Source organism: Rhizobiales bacterium NRL2, from assembly GCA_001664005.1.
Taxonomy (GTDB): domain Bacteria; phylum Pseudomonadota; class Alphaproteobacteria; order Minwuiales; family Minwuiaceae; genus Minwuia.
Window position 1 is genome coordinate 1140206 of record CP016093.1, and the last position, 18990, is coordinate 1159195.

An 18990-nucleotide genomic window follows, 5' to 3' on the forward strand; every position below is an offset into this window, starting at 1 on the left:
CCTGTCCACCTCGAAAGTCAACTTCGCGCTCCCGTGTTGTCGAATACTGCGGCTGGCGAGGCCGAAAACGCAAAAAGGCCTGTTCAGACCGATGTACAGTCTGTTGACGCAACGCTGATTTTGACATCAGGACTCGAGAAGGCAGACGGTCTGTGAGGCTCGTCCGAATTTATCCGGATCTGTTCTTGTCTCGGCCCACTCCGTCATCTCCCGGTCTGTCCCGCGAAGCGAACTTTAGATCGGATGGCGGGCGGCTTTCAAGAGGCCTTGGTTGAGAGAAAACTCCGCAATTAGGAAGAAATCCCGCTTCTCGGCGCTCTGCGGTTGGAATCATTGGCGATTCGATTTTCGCCGCTCGGCAAAAAAAATGTCACTGAAATGAAATGTGCCGCGGACGGGGTCCGCGGCACACCAGAAACGGGAATTTCTTCCGGAAGATCGATCAGGCGGAAGCCAGGGCCCTGGTCCGCGCGTTGAGGCGGGAGACCTTCCGGGCGGCGGCGTTGCGCTTGATGACGCCCTTCTGCGCGGCCTTGTCCAGTTCGCTCTGCGCGATCTGGAGGGCCTTGTTCGCGGCCTCGGCGTCGCCGGCGGCCAGTGCGACCTCGACCCGCTTGACATAGGTCCGCATCCGGCTGCGCCGGGCCACGTTGCGCGCGGTGCGCGTCGCCGTGCGGCGGATGTCTTTCTCGGATGATTTGATGTTTGCCATGTCCAGTCCCAAAGGCGGATTCAGTCAATTCGAAGGCCGGGCTTATAGACGCGCCGTCCCGGTGCGTCAAGCGCCGCGCCGCGCCTACTCCGCCGCCTGCGGATGCGCGCGCCGCCGCGCCGTGGCCGCCATGTCCACGTCCCGGCCGGAGGGATCGAGCACGACGCCGAAGAGCTCCCGTGCCTGGTCCGATGTGTAGTAGCCAAGGCGGATGTCGGCCAGCACTTTCGCGGCGGGACGCCGGAAGGGGTCGCCATAGCCGCCGCCGCCGGGCGTGCCGACCTCGATCCTGTCGCCCGCGGCAACCCGGATGTCCTGGTCCTTCGAGAGATGCTCGGGCACGTAGGAGCGGCCGCCGCGATGGACGGTGACGCTGTTGGGCATTCCGTCGCAGCCGCCCAGAACCCCCTGCGGACCGAAGCGGCCGTGGTCCATGACGAAGGAGGCGGTGGCCTCCCCGCGACGCACTTCGACGGTGTATTTCAGGCCGAAGCCGCCGCGCTTCTCCCCGGCGCCGCCCGAACCTTCCCGCAGGCCGTATTCGTGGTACAGCACGGGATAGTACTGCTCCATGACCTCGATCGGCGCCGTCTTGGAGATGCCGATGGTCGAGCAGCCGTTGGTCAGTCCGTCATGGTCGGCATTACCGCCATAGCCGCCGCCGGAAATCTGGTACATGACGTAGGAGCGTCCCCGGGCCGGATCATGCCCGCCCAGGGCGAAGTTGCCGCTCGATCCCGCGGGGGCAGCCGTGACCCTGTCGGGCAGGGCCTGCACCAGCGCGGCGAAGACCGCTTCGGCGATGCGCTGGCTGACCTCCGCCGCGCAGCCCGATACCGGCCGCGGATAGCGCGCGTAGAGAAAGGTGCCCTCCGGATCCTCGATCTCCAGGGGCTCGAAGGCGCCGGCGTTGATCGGCACGTCGGGAAAGATGTGGCGCATGGCCAGATAGACCGAGGACCGGGTGGTGGCGATCACCGAGTTCATCGGCCCCTGGCAGGGCGGGCTGGAGCCGGCGAAGCTGAAGCGCAGGGCGCCGTCCCGCTTCTCGACCGTCAGCTTGATGACCAGCGGTTCGTCGACCACGCCATCGGAATCGACGAAGGCCTCGGCCCGGTAGACCCCTTCGGGTATCTCGGCGATCTTGGCGCGCATCTGCTGGGCGCCGCGGCGCTTCAGTTCGGCGATCGCCCGCTTCACCGTCTCGTCTCCGAATCGGTCGAGCAGTTCGTTCAGCCGCGCCCGTCCCACCAGCAGGGCGGCCTCCTGGGCGCGGATGTCGCCGATCCGCTGGTCGGCGATGCGGATGTTGGAGCAGATGATGGCGTAGATCTCCGGATCCATCTCGCCGTGCTTGAACAGCTTCACCGGCGGCAGACGCAGTCCTTCCTGCTCCACCGCGGTGGCGTTGGCCGAAAAGCCGCCCGGCACCGCGCCGCCGATGTCGGGCCAGTGGCCGGTGTTCGACAGCCAGCAGAAGATCTCGCCATTGCGGTAGAAGGGCATGGCGAAGCGCACGTCCATCAGGTGCGTGCCGCCCAGATAGGGATCGTTGACGATGTAGATGTCGCCGTCTTCGGGCGGCCGGGCGCGGCCGTCGCGGATGAACTCGATCAGGTTCCGCGTCGATTCCTGCATGGTGCCGACGAAGACCGGCAGGCCCATCAGCCCCTGGGCGATCAGTTCGCCGTTGTCGGCGGCGTAGATACCGTCCGAGCGGTCGTTGGCCTCCGCGATCACCGGTGAGAAGGCGGAGCGGGAGAAGCTCATGTCCATCTCGTCGCAGACCTGCTGCAGGCCGTTCTGGATGACGCTGAGCGTGATGGGGTCGAGTGGCTCGGTCATGTGTGGACCTCGATGATCAGGTTGCCGTCCGCGTCGCCCGTGGCCCGGGCGCCGGGATCGATGACGACGGTTGTGTCGATCTGCTCGATGATCGCCGGGCCGTCGATCGTCACGTCCGCCGGCAGGTGGTCGCGCCAGTAGACCGGAGTCTCGGCCCATGCGCCGTCGAAGAAGATGCGCCGGCTGCCGCTCTGTGCCGCCGCCAGACTCCCGCGCCGGCCGGCCGGGTCGATCAGACTGGCGAGATCGATCTCGCCGCGGCGGCCGATGACGGACGTGTTGAGGTTCACCAGGTTCGCCCGAATCTCGGGCAGCGCGACGTGGAAGCGCTCGTAATAGGCGCGCTCGAAGCGCGCCTGCAGGTCTTCCCGGGTCACTTCGGGGCCGTCCAGCGGTACCGACAGGATGTGGGTCTGGCCGATGAACTGCATGTCCGCGGAATGGCTGATGCGGACATCGTCGACCTCGACCGGCTCCTCGGCGACCAGACGGCGGCCGGTCTCGATCTGGCGGGCCAGGATAGCGCGGCAGTCGGCGATGTCGACGCCGTCCAGCGGGTGGTTCACCGTGTTGACGAAATCGTGGCGGACGTCGGCGACGACGCAGCCCAGCGCGTTGGTGATGCCGGGCCGCGGCGGCACCAGCACGCGCGGGATTCCGAGCTCGCGCGCGATCGAGACTGCGTGCAGTGGCCCGCCGCCGCCGAAGGCCAGCAGGGCGAAATCGCGCGGGTCGTGGCCTCTGGCGATGGAGACCATGCGCACGGCGCCTGCCATCTTCATGTTGGCGATGCGCAGCACCGCCGCCGCCGCTTCGGCCGCGTCCAGCCCCAGCGGTGCGCCGATGACCGCGGCGAAGACCTTCGCGATGTCCTCCGCGGTGGCGCCCCCGCCGCCGGAGAGCAGATGTGCGGGATTGATGCGGCCGAGCACGAAATGGGCGTCGGAGATCGTCGGCTGCCGTCCGCCGCGGCCATAGCAGATCGGCCCCGGATCGGCGCCGGCGCTCTCGGGCCCGACCTGCAGCAGCCCGGCCTCGTCGATCCGGGCGATGGAGCCGCCGCCCGAGCCGATGGTCTGCACGTCGACCATGGGCACGTGGATCGGCAGGGCGTACTCGATCTCCAGTTCGTGGCTCACCGGCGGGGCGGTGTCGCGGACCAGCGCCACGTCCGTCGAGGTGCCGCCCATGTCGTAGGTGATCAGGTTGCGGAAGCCGGCGCGCCGTCCCGTGTAGGCCGCGGCCATGACGCCCGACGCCGGCCCCGACATCACCGTCTTGGCCGCTTCCCGGGCCACGGTGCGGGCGGAGACCATGCCGCCATTGCCGTTCATGACCAGCAGATCGCGGCGGAAGCCTCTGGATTTCAGCTCGCTCTGCAGCCGGTCGACATAGCGGTGCAGGATCGGCTGCACGGCTGCGTTCACGGCCGCCGTGACGCCGCGCTCGTATTCGCGGAATTCCGACAGCAGCGAATGGCCCGTGGTGATGTGGTCAGTGGGCCAGATCCCGGCGGCGATCTCCGCGGCGCGGCGCTCGTGAGCCGGGTTGGCGTAGGCGTGCAGGAAGTGGATCACCAGCGAGGTGCAGCCCTTCGCCTTCAGCGCCTCGACCGCTTCGCGCACCTCGTTCTCGTCCAGCGGGGTGACGACATTGCCGTCGGCGTCGGAGCGCTCGGTCACTTCCAGGCGCAGGTCGCGCGGGATGACGGGCCGGAAGACGCCGGTCATGCCATAGGGCTGCGGCCGGGTGCGCCGCCCGACCTCGAGCACGTCCCGGAAGCCGCGCGTGGTGATCATGCCCGTGGGCGCCAGCTTGCGCTCCAGGATGGCGTTGGTCGTCGTCGTGGTGCCGTGAACGATCAGGTCGACCGAAGGCAGATCCGCCTCGACGGCCTCCAGCGCGGCGATGACGCCACCCGCCTGGTTCTCCGGCGTGGTCGGCACCTTGGCGACGCGGACGCGGCCCCGCCCCCGGTCGAACAGCAGGATGTCGGTGAAGGTGCCGCCGACATCGACGCCGACAATGATCTCGCCCTTGTTCTCGCCGGCATCGCCCATCGTGTCAGCCCAGCTTCGCCAGCAGGTCGAGCAGGCGCCGCTGTTCGGCTGCGTTGAGCGGCCCCAGCGTCTCCTCGGTGATGATGCGCCCGGCCGCGATGGCCTCTGCAGCAACGCGCTGGCCTTCCGGCGTCAGCGCCACCAGCAGCCGCCGGCCGTCCGCGGGGTCGCGCCGTGTCTCCGCGAAGCCCCGCTCGCGCAGCCGGTCGATCACGCCCTTGATGGTCGCCGCGTCCATCGCCGTGCGTCGGCCCAGCAGGTTCTGGGAGGCGGGACCCAGTTCGCGCAGCTTCGCCATGGCCGCGAACTGCGTCGGCGTCAGTCCCGCGACCATGCGTTCGGCGAAGATGGCCGTGTGGCGCTGGGTCGCCTGACGCAGCCGGAATCCGACCTGGTCGTCCAGGCGGTAGTCGTCGGCCAGGGCCATGGTCTCGCTCATTCCGCGGCCTCCGCGCTGTTCTGTTCCGCCGCCAGCATCTCGCCGACGATGCGGCGGTAGTGGTTGGAGCCGGCGTCGAGTGCCACGCGGACCGGCGCCCGGTCATATGGCTTCAACTCGTTGCGCTGGATCGCCTCCAGGATCGCCTTGTCCTCGGCGAAGGCGACGCGCAGCAGGTCGGATATCTTCTCGCCGGCCGCCGGCTCGTCCGTCGCGGTATTCCTGAGGTGCATCCAGCGGTCGATGGTCGTGGTCGCGTCGACCGGTGTCATGAAATGCAGAGCGAAGATCTGCACGCCCTCGCCGCGTCGGTCCTCGGTCAGTTCCAGGGTCGCGTCGGCGCTGCCGAAGTCGATCACGGCGATGCAGGGCGCGTGCAGGTAGTAATAATGCCACCGGTCGACATTGCCTTCGAAGCCGCCCCAGGCCTGGAAGAAGCCGATGGGCGGGCCGTTCCGGATCCAGCGCGAGATCTCGACCACCTCGCCCCGGCGGCGCGCCTTGAGCGGTACGTCCTCGCTCGCCGCGTTGCCGAGCGTCGTCGGGTGAACGAAGCTGACATGGGCCGGGTCGCAGAGATTGTCGGCGACGTTGAGATAGTTCGAGGCAATGCGGAGCGCGTCGCCCTGGACTGCCGCCCAGCCGGGATCGGAGAGCTGCGGCAGATCGAAGATGTCGGCGGGGTCGGCCAGCGCGGCGTCGCCCATCCAGATCCAGACGATGCCGTGACGCTCATGCGTCGGGAAGCGCCGGACCCAGGCCTGGGGCGGGATCGAGCGTTGACCGGGCACGCGGACGCAAGCTCCGTCCCGTCCGAACGTGAGGCCGTGATAGCCGCACTGGATGGTGTCGCCGATCCGCTTGCCCATGGAGAGCGGCAGGGCGCGATGGGGGCAGCGGTCCTCGAAGGCGACGACCTCGCCATCCGCGGCGCGATAGAGCACGAGATCCTGTTCCAGGATCGTCGCTGTGGTGAAGTTCTCGCCGAATTCCGACGACCACCCGGCGACGTACCAGTGATTGTGGACATAGGTCATCGGGCTTTCCTCTTGTTTGCACCCGCAACAGCCCATTTCGCGTCATGCCCGCCTTGTGCGGGCATCCGGAATCTGAACCCGGGCTTGTCGCGAAAGTTCCGGGCAGTCGTCAGGCGCTTGACCGGACCCCCGCACAGGGCGGAGGTGGCGGCTTCGGTGTGCACCGAATGCCCGCGCAGCCATAGAGCCGCGGAACGGATCACCCCCCGCCGGACCATGACCTCGGCGACGTCTCGGCCCGCCGCCAGCGCGGCTTCGATCTCGCGGCCTGACAGCCGGCCCACCTCCACGACCACGGGCCGTTCGCCGAGATCGCTGTCCGGGTCGATCCCGCGGGCGGGTGCGCGTTCGACCGCCGGGTGATCGGGCAGGTCGACTTCGTTGGCGATCAGGGTCGCCGCCGCATCCGCCGCCGCCGCACTCGGTGCCAGCACCGTCACGGAATCGGCGATGCCGAGGCTCAGGCTGCGCCCGTGGCGGCCGGAGGTGGCGATGCCGCCCACGCCGTCCGCGGCCGTCAGCCGCGCCGTGCCCACCTGCCGGCCGTCGCGCGGGTCGGCGACGAGGCCGACGTCATAGATCTCGCCCGCCGCCAGCCAGAGCGCGATGTCGCCGCCATTGTTCACGTGAATGCGCCTGAGCGCCGGCGCAGCGTCCCGCATGACGGCCAGCACCTCGTCGGCAACCGAACCGGCGACCGCCGCCATGGGCGTGACGAAGACGTTTCCGTGCGGCGCGACCGCTTCGGCCATGCGCCGCGCAACCGGCCCCGCCGGCCAGGCGCCGTCTTCGAGCGGACGGCGCAGGACGGTCAGTTCCTCGACCAGTCCGGGAAGGATCGTCTCGAAACGGTCGCGTGCGGCGCGGTAGGCGTTGCGGACATCCGCCGTCTCCCCGTCCGCCCCGATGACGAGGTCGATGGGGCCGTGCTGCAGGTGCAGGCGGCGGCCGTCGGGCAGCATGGCGGCCTGGGGTCCGTTCATCGGCGGCGCCATTCGACGCGGTAGCCGCCGCGCCCGACCACCTCGTCCAGGCGTTTGACCTCTCCGCCATGGCCGCCGAGCTCCAGGTAGTCGTCCAGGCGCAGCGTGAACTCGATCGGTGCGACGATGGCCGGCGTCGGGACGTAGCCGAAGGAGTTCGCCGGCATTGCCGTCACGTCGACCATCACCGTGATGCCGCCGCCGGGCCAGCGATAGGCCGGCGCGCCGCCGCAGGTGACCCGCGTCAGCGCCTGCTGCACCGAGCGGGTGAGCCGCACGGGGTTCTCGGTGACGCCCGCGCGCAGCGAGCCGCCGGCGCCGCCCATGAACAGCACCGAGCAGAGCGCCGGCTCGCAGTTCTCCTCGATCAGTTCGACCGAGTGGCGGAGGCTTTCGGGCAGGTCGTGTTCGACGGGCTTCAGGTCCTCGTCGAGGGTGAAATAGGCCCATTGCTCGCCAGTGGTTGAAACCATGAGCATGGATTGACCCGGCTTCGCGAACTTCGGATTGAAGCCCTCGATGATGGTCAACGGGTCGGTGACGTCCGTGCCGCCCCAGCCGGTGCCGGGCTCGGCCACCTGAAAATAGCGGCCGGGCGTCGACTTGCGGCCGCGGATGCGGATCCCCGTGTCTTCCCAGCCCAGCACCTTGCCGGCCTGGTGCTCGGAGATGACGCCGGTGATGTGGTCGTCGACCACGACCACTTCGTCCACCAGGCCGTGCCACTGCTTCGCGAACATGCCGATGGTGGCGGAGCCGCAGCCGACGCGCATGCGCTCCTCGGCGTGGCCGTTGACCACGGGCGGCCGGCCCGCCTGCACCGTGACCTCGGCGCCGCCGTCGACGGTCATGTCGACCGCTTCGCCATTGCAGAGATCCATCAGCGTCCGGCAGGTGACGCGGCCTTCCATCTTGCCGCCGCCGGTCAGATGATGGACGCCGCCCAGCGAGAACATCTGGGAGCCGTACTCGCCGGTCGTGACATGGCCGACGGGCTCGCCGTCGACGCGGACAAGGTTCCGCTCCGGTCCCAGCCAGCGGTCGGTATCGATCTTCACCTTGGCGCCGCAATAGCTGAAGATTCCTTCGGTCACGACGGTGACCATGTCGACGCCCTCGGTCTCCTTCGCGACGATGAAGGGCGCGGGCTTGTAGTCCGGATAGGTCGTGCCCGCGCCGATGGCCGTGATCGTGGCGTCTTCCGTGCGGATGATCTCGCCGTCCCAGTCCTCGGCCCCGTCCAGGAAGGGCACGAACCGTCCGCCCTGGGCCTCGACATTGGAAACGATGGTCAGCGGATCGAGGCGGATCAGTTCCCCGTCCCTCACCGCATAGCGGTCGCAGGCGCCGGACTTGCCCTCGGCGATGAAACACATGACCGGACAGGCGTCGCAGCGGATCTTGCCGTCCTTCTTCACGACCTGATCGTTCATCGTTGCGCTCCCGCCCGTTCCGTCATTTCCGTGCCTCACGGATGGCGGCGAGGACGCGCGGCGGCGTCGCGGGCGTGCGGCGGATGACGGCCCCCGTGGCGTCGCGGATGGCGTTCAGGATCGCCGGCGCGGTCGGGATCAGCACGTGCTCGCCCAGCCCCTTGGCGCCGTAGGGACCTTCCGGGTCGGGCTCCTCGATGATGATGGATTTCACCGGGGGCATGTCGCCGATGGTGGGGATCAGATAGTCGTGCAGGTTCTCCGTGACGCCCGGCACGTATTCCTCCATCAGCGCCATGCCGAGACCCTGGGCGATGCCGCCCTCGATCTGCCCCTCCACCAGCACCGGATTGATCGCCCGGCCGACATCGTGTGCGGCGGTGATCCGGTCGGCCTTCACCGTGCCGAGAGTTGTGTCGACCGTCAGTTCCACGAGTTGCGCGCCATATCCGTAGACCGCGTAGGGGCTGCCCTGGCCGTTCTCGTCCAGCGGCGTGGTCGGCGGGTCGTAGCTTTCCTCGACCAGCATGACGAAGCCGGCCGCGTCGGCGGGCAGGGCCGCGAGGTCGAGATCGTGATCGACCTTCTTTTCGCGCAGGACGATGTGCCCGTCCTCGACGCGCAGCGCCGCTGCCTCGGAGACATTGGCGTGGCGCAGGATCGCCTGGCGCAGCGCCGCGCCCGCTGCCATGGCGGCCCGGCCGGAAACGAAGGTCTGGCGCGATGCCGAGGTCTTCCCGGCGTCCGGCGTCACCGAAGTGTCGCCGACGACGATCTGCACATTCCCGACCGGCAGGCCCAGGGCGTCAGCAAAGATTTGCGCGATGACCGTCGTGGCGCCCTGGCCGATGTCCACCGCGCCCTGATGCAGCACCACGGCGCCGTCGCGGGTGACGCCGGCCTTGATGGTCGAGGGGTTGGGCAGGGCGGTGTTGCCGCAGCCGTACCAGCAGGTGCCGAGCCCGACCCCGCGGCGGAAGGGCGCAGCCGCATGTTCGGTGTTGAAAGCCGCCGCCTCCCGCTTCGCCCGCGCCCAGTCGTCGCGCAGGGCCTCCAGGCAGGGGCCTATGCCGACCCCGCTTTCGAAGCGCTGACCGGTCACCGTCGGGTCGCCGTTCGCGAGCGCATTCCGGATGCGGAATTCCAGCCGGTCGATTCCGCAGGCGTCGGCCAGACGGTCGTAGAGGCATTCCTGTGCGATTGCGGCCTGCGGCACGCCGAAGCCGCGGAAGGCGCCGCCCACGGGGTTGTTGGTATGCACTGCCACTGTCCGCGCGCGGTAGTTGGGTGTGAGATAGGGCCCGGAGGCGTGGACGGGCACGCGGTTCGCCACCGTCGGCCCCCACGAGGCATAGGCGCCGGTATCGAAGACGCCGTCGAAGCCGAGCCCGGTGATCCGGCCGTCCGCGTCGGCGCCGATCGCCACCTCCATCTCGGCGGGGTGCCGCTTGGTCGTGGAGGCCATGGACTCGGGTCGGGTGTAGGCGATGCGCGCCGGCCGGCCCAGCCGCAGGGCGGCAAGGGCCAGGATCGGCTGCACGGAAATGTCCAGCTTCGAACCGAAGCCGCCGCCGACGCCGGTCGGCACGATGATCACCTGTTCCTCGGGCAGTCCGAGGATCGCCGCAACCGCCTCGCGGTCCATGTGCGGCGCCTGGGTGCAGGCGTGGATGACGACCTTCTCGCCATCCATCCGGGCGAACCCGGCCTCCGGCTCGATATAGGCATGCTCGACGAAGCCGGTGCGGAAGCTGTCCCGGACGACATGGGCGGCGCCGGCGAGGGCGCTCTCCACGTCGCCGCGCTCCACGAAGCCCTTGACGAGGATGTTGCCGGCGCGGTCTCGATGGACCTTCGCGGCGTTTGTGGCCCGGGCGGAGGCCGGATCGAGCAGGGGTTCGAGTTCTTCCCACTCGACGGGGAAATCGGCCGGATCCAGCGCCTGCACGGCGTCGCGCTCGCCGACGACGGCGGCGACGGCTTCGCCCCGGAAGCGCGCCTGCCCGTTCGTCGCGAAAACCGGCTGGTCGGCGAAGGGCGGGATCACGCCGAAGCGGTTCTCGCCCGGAATGTCGTCCGCCGTGAAAACCCGCCTCAGTCCCGGGTTGGCCAGCAGGAAGCCGTCCAGATCGCCGAATCGGAAGCGCGCGCGGTGGTGTGGCGAGCGGATGATGCGGATCAGCAGGGCGTCGCCGGGGGCCGCGTCATCGCCGAACTGTTCGCGGCCCAGCACCTTGGGGGCGCCGTCGAGACGCGGGATGGCGCGGCCGACGGAGGAGCCGTCGTGCCGGACGGCCGGCGGCGCGGCGTCGAGGACGGCGTCGATGATCTTGCGGTAGCCGGTGCAACGGCAGAGCACGCCGCCCAGCGCGTCCATCGCTTCGGCCTCGGTGGGCGACGGGTTGGCTCGGAGCAGCGCCGCCGCGCTCATCAGCATGCCCGGCGTGCAGATGCCGCACTGGGCCGCCCCATGGTCGAGAAAGGCGCGCTGCAACCGGTTCATGCCGCCGTCGCCGGCGAGGCCCTCGACCGTCTCCACCCGGCGGCCGTCGACCTGTCCCAGCGCGGTCATGCAGGCGCAGACGGGCTCGCCGTCGAGCAGCACGGTGCAAGCGCCGCAGTCGCCGGCGTCGCAGCCGACCTTGGTGCCCGTCAGGCCCAGCCGTTCGCGCAGGGCCTCGGTCAGGCGGGTGGCGGGATGGTCCGGCAGTTCCACTGCGCGGCCGTTGACCCGGAACCGCGTGACCTCGCTGGTATCGACGGTGCTGGCGACGCTCATGCCGAGCCTCCCAGGCAGGCGACAGCACGGCGCACCGCTTCTGCTGCGGCAATCCGGCGATAGGGGGCGTCGGCGCGGACGTCGTCGATCGGGCTCAACGCTTCGAGATGCACCGGCGTCGGCCAGTCGCCCGGCAGCGTTCTGACCAGCATGTCGCGCTCCAGCGCCGGCAGGCGCTGCGCGACCTCGGAGCAGGCGCCGACCGAGATCGCGGCATCGGTCAGATCATCGCCGTTGCGCGCCAGCCGCGCCGCGACCATGACGATGGAGATGACCAGATACCTGCGCGCGCCGAGCTTGAGAAACGTCGAGCGGCCTGTCGCCGCCTGCCGGGGCACGTGGACGGCGACCAGCAGTTCATCGGCGCGGCGCGCGGTACGGCGGTTGCCGTGAATGAATTCGGCCAGCGGCATGCGGCGGCGCCCGGCCGCCGAAGCCAGTTCCACCTCGGCGTCGAGGATCAGCAGCGGCGGCACGCCGTCGGCGGCGGGGGAGGCGTTGCAGAGATTGCCGGCGACGGTGCCGGCGTTCTGGACCTGCACCGAGCCCACCTCGCGCGCGGCGAGCTTCAGGGCGTCGAAGGCCGGCGGCAGGTCTGCGCGCAGAATGTCGGTCCAGGTGGTCAGCGCGCCGATGCGGAAGCCTTCCGCCGTCGTCTCGATGCCGCGCAGGCCGCGGATCGCCGTGACGTCCATGACCGATTCCGAGACCGCTCGGCCGACGCGCGCGGGGTAGAAGTCGGTGCCGCCCGCCAGGACCGTCCAGACGCCGCCTGACAGGCGCTCCAGCGCTTCCTCCAGTCCGGCGGGTCTGACGAATTCCGGCATCCGGCGGGTCCCAAATTCGTTTGTGTACAAACAATGCTAATCGGGCCCCGCCAGCGGACGCAACCGGATTTCGCAACGTCAATCCGGTTCAGACGGACTGTTCGCCGTAATAGAGGGTCATGGCGTGCTTCGCTTCGGCGAAGAACAGCCAGCGTTCGACCATCAGACCGGCGATCGTCAGCAACGCCGCCAGCCAGACCGCGGCATGCGGCAGACCGGCCAGCACGCCGCCGATGATCGCCCCGGGCAGGACGCCGCCCACCGCGACGGCAAGGATACGCAGCTTCATGGCGTGGCGGCGCGCGACGCGGAAGCCCATTTCCGACGTCAGCCAGTTTTCGGTGACGTGGGGCCGTTCGAACAGGCGAACGTCGTCATGGTCCCCGAGGCCCGTGGCCGAGCCCACCGTCGCCGTGGGTTCCAGACGGTCGACGCGGGACCAGATCACGGCCTTGAAGTACCAGGCCACGAACAGGAAGAAGAGAGCCACGCCATAGGCCATGTTCGACGACGGTCCGGCGGCGGCGAGTGCGATCAGACCGCCGGAAGTTGCGGCGAAGATCAGGAACATCAGGCTGGTCGGCTGTGTCGACCAGGCCGGCACCGCCTTCAGCGACTGGTAGATCATGCCGGTGGCGCGGACCGTGGCGAAGCAGAGCAGGGCAACGGCGATGCCCGAAATGCGCCACGCGCCGAAGCCTTCATGAGCCTGGATCGGCTGCAGCAGGTGGCCGACGATCACGATGAAGGCCAGCACCATGGTGGCGAGGGCGAAGACGCCTTCCCGGCTCAGCCAGCTCGTCCGCCACTGGCTGAGCGAATAGCGCGCGCGCCAGGGCGACTGCAGGTGCAGCACCGAGCCGCCCAGCCCGATGCCGGCCAGCACGAAACCCAGGATCATCGTGATGTCGAAGCCCAGTACGCCCAGGTAACTCACCAGCAGCGTCGCGGCCGCCATGGCTCCGAAGCCGGCGCCCGACAGCACGGTGAAAACGATGATGGAGAAGGCAGGGTACATGTCACGCAGTCCGATACAGTCTCAGGCGGCAAGCTTTGCCCCGGAAACACATGGATGTCATCCCAGCTTCTCCAGCGCGCCGTCGAGCCATTTCCAGAACCCGGTCAGCCCTTCGCCGGTCTCCGCAGGGGCCGGAACCGGCGGTGGCGTCTCGCGCCGGCGCGGCGGCAGGTACTTGTTGACCGGCCTGGTGCCCATTTCGGCCATGAGGTCGATGCCGCCACGCTCGGCGACCAGCCGGCTGACATCCGAATCCGGGTCGGCGAGATCGCCGAAATGGCGCGCATTCGCCGGGCAGGTGCGGACGCAGGCGGGGATGCGGTCTTCCTCCGGCAGGTCTTCCGAATAGATGCGGTCGACACAGAGCGTGCACTTCTTCATCACCCCGGCCGCCGGGTCCATTTCGCGCGCGCCATAGGGGCAGGCCCAGGCGCAGAGGCCGCAGCCCATGCAGCGGTCCTCGTCGACCAGCACGATGCCGTCCTCGGCGCGCTTCAGCGACGCGCCGGTCGGACAGACGGTGACGCAGGGCGCGTCGTCGCAGTGCAAGCAGGACTTCGGGAAGTGCACCAGCCGCGTGTCCTCGCCCTGGCGGCATTCGAAACTGTGGATGCGGTTGAGCCAGGCGCCCGAGACAGCCGCGCCATAGGGGTCGGCGTCGGCAAGCGGGACCAGGTCGCCGCCGGTGTTCCATTCCTTGCAGTTCACGGCGCAGGCGTGACAGCCGACGCAGGTGTCCAGGTCGATCACCAGACCGAGCTTCTTGTCTGTGCTTTCGGGCAGCCCCGTCATCGTTTCACCGGGCGGGTCGGGTGCCAGGCCTGCATCGCCGGCGCGGGTTCCGCGCCGGGTGCGGGTTGCTGCGCCGGGAAGCGGGGCAGGGTGCGGGCGAGATCGTGCTCGGCGACCTTCTCCAGACGGACCCGCAGATCGAACCACGCCGCCTGGCCGGTGATCGGGTCGGAGTTGCCGATCCGGTGGCCGCCCTCGCCATCGGGCAGGAGTTCGTGGATCAGGTGGTTGAGCAGGAAGCCCCGCTCGGCCTCTGGCGCGTCCGGATCGAGCCGCCAGGCGCCGGGCCGCTTGCCGATGGCATTCCAGGTCCAGACGGTCGATCCATTGACCGCCGCCATGCGCTGCACGGCGACGCGGATGCGGTTGTGGTGGGAGACGACGTCGACCAGATCGCCGTCGGCCAGATCCATTTCGCGGCAGATATCGTCGGGCACGAAGAGCGCGTTGGCGGTGTGAATCTGCCTGAGCCAGGCGTTCTGGGAGCCCCAGCTGTGGTACATGGCCATTGGCCGCTGGGTCAGCGCGTGCAGGGGAAACGCCTCGCCGTCGATCATCTCGCCCTCGTGCGGCGGATACCAGATCGGCAAGGGGGCGAAAGCGTCGGCGATCCGTTGTCTCAGATGTTCCGGCGGCTGCCGTTCGCCATGACCCTCGGCGGCGAGGCGGAATTTCTGCAGCGGCTCCAGCCAGAGCTGGAAGGTCACCGGCTGTGGCGTGTCGTAGAAGCCCATCTCCACGGCGAAGTCCTGATACGCCCGGTTGGCGAACTTGAAGAAACGGGCCTCCTCGGGGATCTCCGCGCTCCAGTAGCCGCCGTTGGCGATATAGCGGTCGATCTGATCGGGATTGGGTTCGCCGCGCCCGCTCTGCTGGCCGTCTTCGCCGCGCCAGCCGGCCAGCGGGCCGACTCCGGGCCGGCGCTGGTGGTTCACCATGTAGTCGGCGTAGTCGGCATAGGCCGGCGCGCCGGTCTCGGCGATGAAGCCCGGCAGGCCGAGGCGCGAAGCCAGATCGATCAGCACCGACTGAAAGCCGCGCACCTCACGGTCGGGTTCGAGCACCGGCCAGCGGATCGCGTCCGCCACCAGCTCCGGCTCCCCGATCGGCCGGTCGAGCAGGGAAATGCAGTCGTGGCGCTCCAGATAGGTCGTATCGGGCAGGATCAGGTCGGCATAGGCCGTCATTTCCGACTGGTAGGCGTCGGAGAGGATGATCTTCGGAATGCGGTATTCGCCGGTCTCCTCGTCGACGGCGGTCAGCATCTCGATGGTCCCGGCCGTGTTCATCGACGAGTTCCAGGCCATGTTGGCCATGTAGAGGAACAGGACGTCGATGGGGTAGGGATCGCCCTCGAACGCATTGGCGATGACCATGTGCATCATGCCGTGGGCGGCCAGCGGCGCGTCCCAGGAGAAGGCCTTGTCGATACGCAGCGCGCCGCCCGCTTCGTCCAGCAACAGGTCTTCCGGTCCCCGCGGGAAACCCAGATGCGGCCCGGCCAGGGGCTGGTGCGGCGTGATCGCGCCGACCACGCTGGCGCCCGTCGGTTTCGGGTGCGCCTCCATCGGCTTGGGGTAGGGCGGCTTGAAGCGGAACCCGCCCGGGCATTCGATGGCGCCGAGCAGGATCTGCAGCAGGTGCAGCGCCCGGCAGGTCTGGAAGCCGTTGGAATGGGCCGAGATGCCGCGCATGGCGTGAAAGCTCACGGGCCGGCCGACAAAGCGTTCGTGGCGCTCGCCGTTCATGTCGGTCCAGGGCTGCTCGATCGAGATTTCCTCGTCGAAGGCGACGCGGCCGATCTCGTCGGCCAGCGCACGGATCGTGCCGGCGTCTATGCCGGTGCGTCCGGCCACCGCATCGGGCGTATAGGCGTCGTCCAGATAGGTTTCGGCGATGCGCTCGAAGACCGGCCGGGCGCTGCGGCCGTGGCCCAGGTCCACGCGTCCGCGGAGCGCGGGCGCTCTGGCCTGTTCCTTCGGGGCCGCCTCGCCCGATCGCCGGTCCAGCACCATCTCCGCGCCTTCGGCGTCGCGCAGGAACAGGCCGTCGTCCGCTTCGCCCGGCGCGTCGATCACCAGCCAGGGGGCGTTGGTGTACCGGATCAGATAGTCCAGATCGATCCGGCCGGCCTTGAGTATTTCGTGGATCAGCGACAGCACCAGCAGTCCGTCCGAGCCGGGACGGATGCCGAGCCACTGGTCGGCGATCGCCGAGTATCCGGTGCGGATCGGGTTGACCGAGACGATGCGCGCGCCGCGTTCCTTCAGCTTCGCCAGCCCCATCTTGATCGGGTTGCTGTCGTGATCCTCGGCGACGCCGAAGAGGAGGAACAGTTTCGTGCGCTCCCAGTCCGGCTGCCCGAATTCCCAGAACGACCCGCCCATGGTGTAGATGCCGGCCGCCGCCATGTTGACCGAGCAGAAACCGCCATGGGCGGCGTAGTTGGGTGTGCCGAACATCTGCGCCCAGTAGCTGGTCAGCGACTGGCTCTGATCGCGGCCGGTGAAGAAGGCGAATCGTCTTGGGTCGGTGGCGCGGGCGCGGGCCAGCCAGGCGGTCGCCGTGTCCAGCGCTTCCTCCCACTCGATCTCCTCGAAGCGGCCCTCGCCGCGCGGCCCGACACGCTTCAGCGGCTTCCTCAGCCGCGCCGGCGAATAGTGCTGCATGATGCCCGCGGAGCCCTTGGCGCAGAGCACGCCCTTGTTCACCGGATGATCACGGTTGCCGCCGATATAGCGGATGCGTCCGCCCTCCAGATGCACGTCGATGCCGCAGCGGCAGGCGCACATGTAGCAGGTGGTCTTGGCGATACGCCTGTCGGGCGCGTTGTCGGGCACCGTGGCCTCCCCGAATTTCCCCGGTCCGGATTTACCAGATTTCAGGTGGAGTTTCGCCGATCCGGATGCGGCGGCGCAATGGCCGTGACCTCAGCCGATCTCGCCCAGCACCGGAAAGGCCTCCAGCATCCAGATGGCGATGACCTGCAGACGGTTCGTGAAGATCAGCACGCCCGTCGCGATCAACAGCAGGCCGGTGACGATCTCGACGGTGCGCAGGTGTCGCCGGAAGCGGACGAGGAATCCCAGAAAGGCCTGCACGCCCACCGCGGCCAGAATGAAGGGAATGCCAAGGCCGAGCGCATAGACCGCCAGCAGCGAAGCGCCGGCGGCAATGTTCTGTTCGCTTGCCGCCAGCGCCAGGATGGTCGCCAGGATCGGGCCGATGCAGGGTGTCCAGCCGAAGCCGAAGGCCATGCCGAGCACTACGGCGCCCGGCGCCCGCAGCCCCCTGGTCGCCGTTTCCAGCCGCGCCTCCCGGTTCAGGAAGGCGATCCGGAAGACGCCAACCATGTGCAGGCCGAAGACGATGATGATGGCGCCGGCGATCTTGCCCAGCAGATCGAGATTCGGCCGGAGGAACTGCGTCACCGCGCTGGCGCCGGCGCCGAGGGCGACGAAGACGATCGAGAAGCCCAGGACGAAGAAGACCGACATCCACACGACCCGGCGGGTCACGGCGCGGTCGCGGCCGGCCTTCTCCGACAGTTCCTCATAGCTGGTGCCGGCAAGATAGCAGAGATAGGCGGGCACAAGGGGCAGGACGCAGGGACTGAGGAACGAGATGAATCCGCCCCCCGCCGCCGTGAGATATTCGCCGAAGCCCGCCGCCATGTACCGCCCGCCCTGTGTGCCGAGGAACGCACCGTTACCGGGCGCGGGAGCTATCGCGCCAATCACATGGCCGTCAAGCGCCGCCTGCGCTTCCACCATCCGCGCCAGCGCCTATAGTGCGGTCCCATGAAGGCGATGATTGTGAACGAACTCGGCCCGCCCGAGATCATGAAGCTGCAGGATCTGCCGGCGACCTCGGCGGGGCCGGGCGAGATTCGCGTGCGTGTGCGCGCCGCGGGACTGAATTTCCCGGACATCCTGATGATTGCGGGCAAGTACCAGTTCCGGCCCGATCCGCCTTTCGTCCCCGGCATGGAGGCCGCGGGCGAGATTCTGGAGACGGGCGAGGGTGTTGAAGCGTTCGCGCCAGGCGACCGGGTGATCATCCACGCGCGCAATGGCCTGTATGCGGAGGAAGCGGTGGTGCCGGCCGAATGGGCGGTGCCGCTTCCCGAAAGCTGGGACTTCGCCGAAGGCGCCGCCTTCTGGTCAGCTTACAACTCGGCCTATGTCGGGCTGGTCAGCCGCGGTGGCCTGAAGGCCGGCGAATGGGTTCTGGTCCATGGCGCGGCCGGCGGAGTCGGGCTGGCTGCGGTGGAACTCGCCCATGCGCTGGGCGCCCGCGTCGTCGCGGTCGTGGGCAGCGATGCGAAGGCCGAGGCTGTACGGGCCAAGGGTGCGGAGGTGGTCGTCGATCACCGCAGCGAGAATTTCCGGGACCGCGTGCAGGAGGTCACCGGCGGCGCCGGCGCGGACGTGGTCTACGACCCGGTGGGCGGAGACGTCCTGTTCCAGTCCCTGCGCTGCATCGCCTGGGGCGGGCGGTTTCTGGTCATCGGCTTCGCGGGCGGCACCATCCCGGAGGTGCCGGCGAACTACGCGCTGCTGAAGAGCTGTTCGGTGATCGGGGTCAGGGCCGGGGAATATGGCCGCCGTGATCCTGCGGCGGGCCGGGCGATCATCGCCCACATGCTGGACCTCGCGGGCGCGGGGCGGATCAATCCTCACGTTCATGCCCGTCTTCCGCTGGTGGACGCGGCCCGGGCGCTGGCGCTGCTGTCACGGCGGGAGGTCATCGGCAAGGTGGTGCTCACGGTCTGATTCGTGGACGCGGTAGGGCAATGATAATATGATAGGCCTCGGTGGCATGGCGGAGGGACGGTTTGTTGCGGAGCGGGTCGCAACAGCTTGTTAACCGACGGGCCGTATCTTTGCCTCTCCATGCCCGCGAAAGCGCCGCGGGCGGAATGCGTTTGACGAGGGGACTGCAGGGCGACTGGAACGGCGGATCGGCAGCGGATGCAAGAAATGGCGATGCTGCAAATTCGCAACAAGACGCAAGTTTAGGGAATCCTTGGCCCTTCGGGCTTGTTGTTAACCCCTTTTGCGGC

14 protein-coding genes are annotated in these 18990 nt (G+C 68.7%); 1 reads left to right on the forward strand and 13 read right to left on the reverse strand.

From position 1 onward, the window contains the following. Positions 1-442: 442 nt before the first annotated feature. The 13 genes from TEF_05260 to TEF_05320 form a co-directional block, all read right to left on the reverse strand. Positions 443-712: a 30S ribosomal protein S20 gene (locus tag TEF_05260; GenBank protein ID ANK80264.1), complete on the reverse strand. Its 270-nt coding sequence runs from the start codon at positions 710-712 to the stop codon at positions 443-445. 84 nt (positions 713-796) lie between these two features. Further along, positions 797-2557 carry a methylhydantoinase gene (locus TEF_05265; protein ID ANK80265.1) on the reverse strand — a complete coding sequence of 587 codons (1761 nt, stop codon included), beginning with the start codon at positions 2555-2557 and terminating at the stop codon, positions 797-799. Then, on the reverse strand, positions 2554-4617 hold the full coding sequence (locus TEF_05270; GenBank protein ID ANK80266.1) for a hydantoinase: 2064 nt from the start codon (positions 4615-4617) through the stop codon (positions 2554-2556). Before TEF_05270 ends, TEF_05265 begins: the two co-directional genes overlap by 4 nt. A gap of 4 nt (positions 4618-4621) precedes the next feature. Then, positions 4622-5056, reverse strand: a complete 435-nt coding sequence (locus tag TEF_05275; protein ID ANK80267.1) for a MarR family transcriptional regulator — start codon at positions 5054-5056, stop codon at positions 4622-4624. Beyond that, the gene (locus tag TEF_05280) at positions 5053-6093 is read right to left on the reverse strand and encodes a vanillate O-demethylase oxygenase (GenBank protein ANK80268.1); all 1041 of its coding nucleotides are present in this window, start codon (positions 6091-6093) and stop codon (positions 5053-5055) included. The genes TEF_05275 and TEF_05280 overlap by 4 nt, the downstream gene beginning before the upstream one ends. Beyond that, positions 6090-7088 carry a hypothetical protein gene (locus TEF_05285; protein ID ANK80269.1) on the reverse strand — a complete coding sequence of 333 codons (999 nt, stop codon included), beginning with the start codon at positions 7086-7088 and terminating at the stop codon, positions 6090-6092. Before TEF_05285 ends, TEF_05280 begins: the two co-directional genes overlap by 4 nt. Next, a complete protein-coding gene (locus TEF_05290) occupies positions 7073-8509 on the reverse strand; it encodes a 6-hydroxynicotinate reductase (protein ID ANK80270.1) in 1437 nt (478 codons plus the stop codon). Before TEF_05290 ends, TEF_05285 begins: the two co-directional genes overlap by 16 nt. A gap of 22 nt (positions 8510-8531) precedes the next feature. Next, positions 8532-11288, reverse strand: coding sequence for an aldehyde oxidase (locus tag TEF_05295; protein ID ANK80271.1), 2757 nt, complete (start codon positions 11286-11288; stop codon positions 8532-8534). Next, positions 11285-12115 (reverse strand): xanthine dehydrogenase, encoded by an 831-nt coding sequence (locus TEF_05300; GenBank protein ID ANK80272.1) that lies wholly within the window; start codon positions 12113-12115, stop codon positions 11285-11287. Before TEF_05300 ends, TEF_05295 begins: the two co-directional genes overlap by 4 nt. Before the next feature lie 88 nt (positions 12116-12203). Beyond that, the gene (locus tag TEF_05305; protein ANK80273.1) at positions 12204-13133 is read right to left on the reverse strand and encodes a hypothetical protein; all 930 of its coding nucleotides are present in this window, start codon (positions 13131-13133) and stop codon (positions 12204-12206) included. Between the two features lie 57 nt (positions 13134-13190). Beyond that, entirely contained in the window at positions 13191-13925 is a 735-nt protein-coding gene (locus TEF_05310) for a (Fe-S)-binding protein (protein ANK80274.1), read from the reverse strand. Beyond that, entirely contained in the window at positions 13922-16765 is a 2844-nt protein-coding gene (locus TEF_05315) for a formate dehydrogenase (GenBank protein ID ANK80275.1), read from the reverse strand. Before TEF_05315 ends, TEF_05310 begins: the two co-directional genes overlap by 4 nt. A 90-nt stretch (positions 16766-16855) precedes the next feature. After that, positions 16856-17599 (reverse strand): cytochrome C biogenesis protein, encoded by a 744-nt coding sequence (locus TEF_05320; protein ID ANK80276.1) that lies wholly within the window; start codon positions 17597-17599, stop codon positions 16856-16858. A 126-nt stretch (positions 17600-17725) separates the two neighbouring features. Between TEF_05320 and TEF_05325 the strand changes: the two genes are divergently transcribed. Continuing rightward, positions 17726-18700 (forward strand): NADPH:quinone oxidoreductase, encoded by a 975-nt coding sequence (locus tag TEF_05325; GenBank protein ID ANK80277.1) that lies wholly within the window; start codon positions 17726-17728, stop codon positions 18698-18700. Positions 18701-18990 lie beyond the last annotated feature (290 nt).

Bases quoted from the DNA above. Each gene is read 5' to 3' on its own strand.
- TEF_05300 (ANK80272.1), bottom strand. From the start codon at position 12,115: ATGCCGGAATTCGTCAGACCCGCCGGACTGGAGGAAGCGCTGGAGCGC.
- TEF_05295 (ANK80271.1), bottom strand. From the start codon at position 11,288: ATGAGCGTCGCCAGCACCGTCGATACCAGCGAGGTCACGCGGTTCCGG.
- TEF_05285 (ANK80269.1), bottom strand. From the start codon at position 7,088: ATGGCGCCGCCGATGAACGGACCCCAGGCCGCCATGCTGCCCGACGGC.
- TEF_05320 (ANK80276.1), bottom strand. From the start codon at position 17,599: ATGGCGGCGGGCTTCGGCGAATATCTCACGGCGGCGGGGGGCGGATTC.
- TEF_05260 (ANK80264.1), bottom strand. From the start codon at position 712: ATGGCAAACATCAAATCATCCGAGAAAGACATCCGCCGCACGGCGACG.
- TEF_05270 (ANK80266.1), bottom strand. From the start codon at position 4,617: ATGGGCGATGCCGGCGAGAACAAGGGCGAGATCATTGTCGGCGTCGAT.
- TEF_05275 (ANK80267.1), bottom strand. From the start codon at position 5,056: ATGAGCGAGACCATGGCCCTGGCCGACGACTACCGCCTGGACGACCAG.
- TEF_05265 (ANK80265.1), bottom strand. From the start codon at position 2,557: ATGACCGAGCCACTCGACCCCATCACGCTCAGCGTCATCCAGAACGGC.
- TEF_05310 (ANK80274.1), bottom strand. From the start codon at position 13,925: ATGACGGGGCTGCCCGAAAGCACAGACAAGAAGCTCGGTCTGGTGATC.
- TEF_05305 (ANK80273.1), bottom strand. From the start codon at position 13,133: ATGTACCCTGCCTTCTCCATCATCGTTTTCACCGTGCTGTCGGGCGCC.
- TEF_05280 (ANK80268.1), bottom strand. From the start codon at position 6,093: ATGACCTATGTCCACAATCACTGGTACGTCGCCGGGTGGTCGTCGGAA.
- TEF_05290 (ANK80270.1), bottom strand. From the start codon at position 8,509: ATGAACGATCAGGTCGTGAAGAAGGACGGCAAGATCCGCTGCGACGCC.
- TEF_05325 (ANK80277.1), top strand. From the start codon at position 17,726: ATGAAGGCGATGATTGTGAACGAACTCGGCCCGCCCGAGATCATGAAG.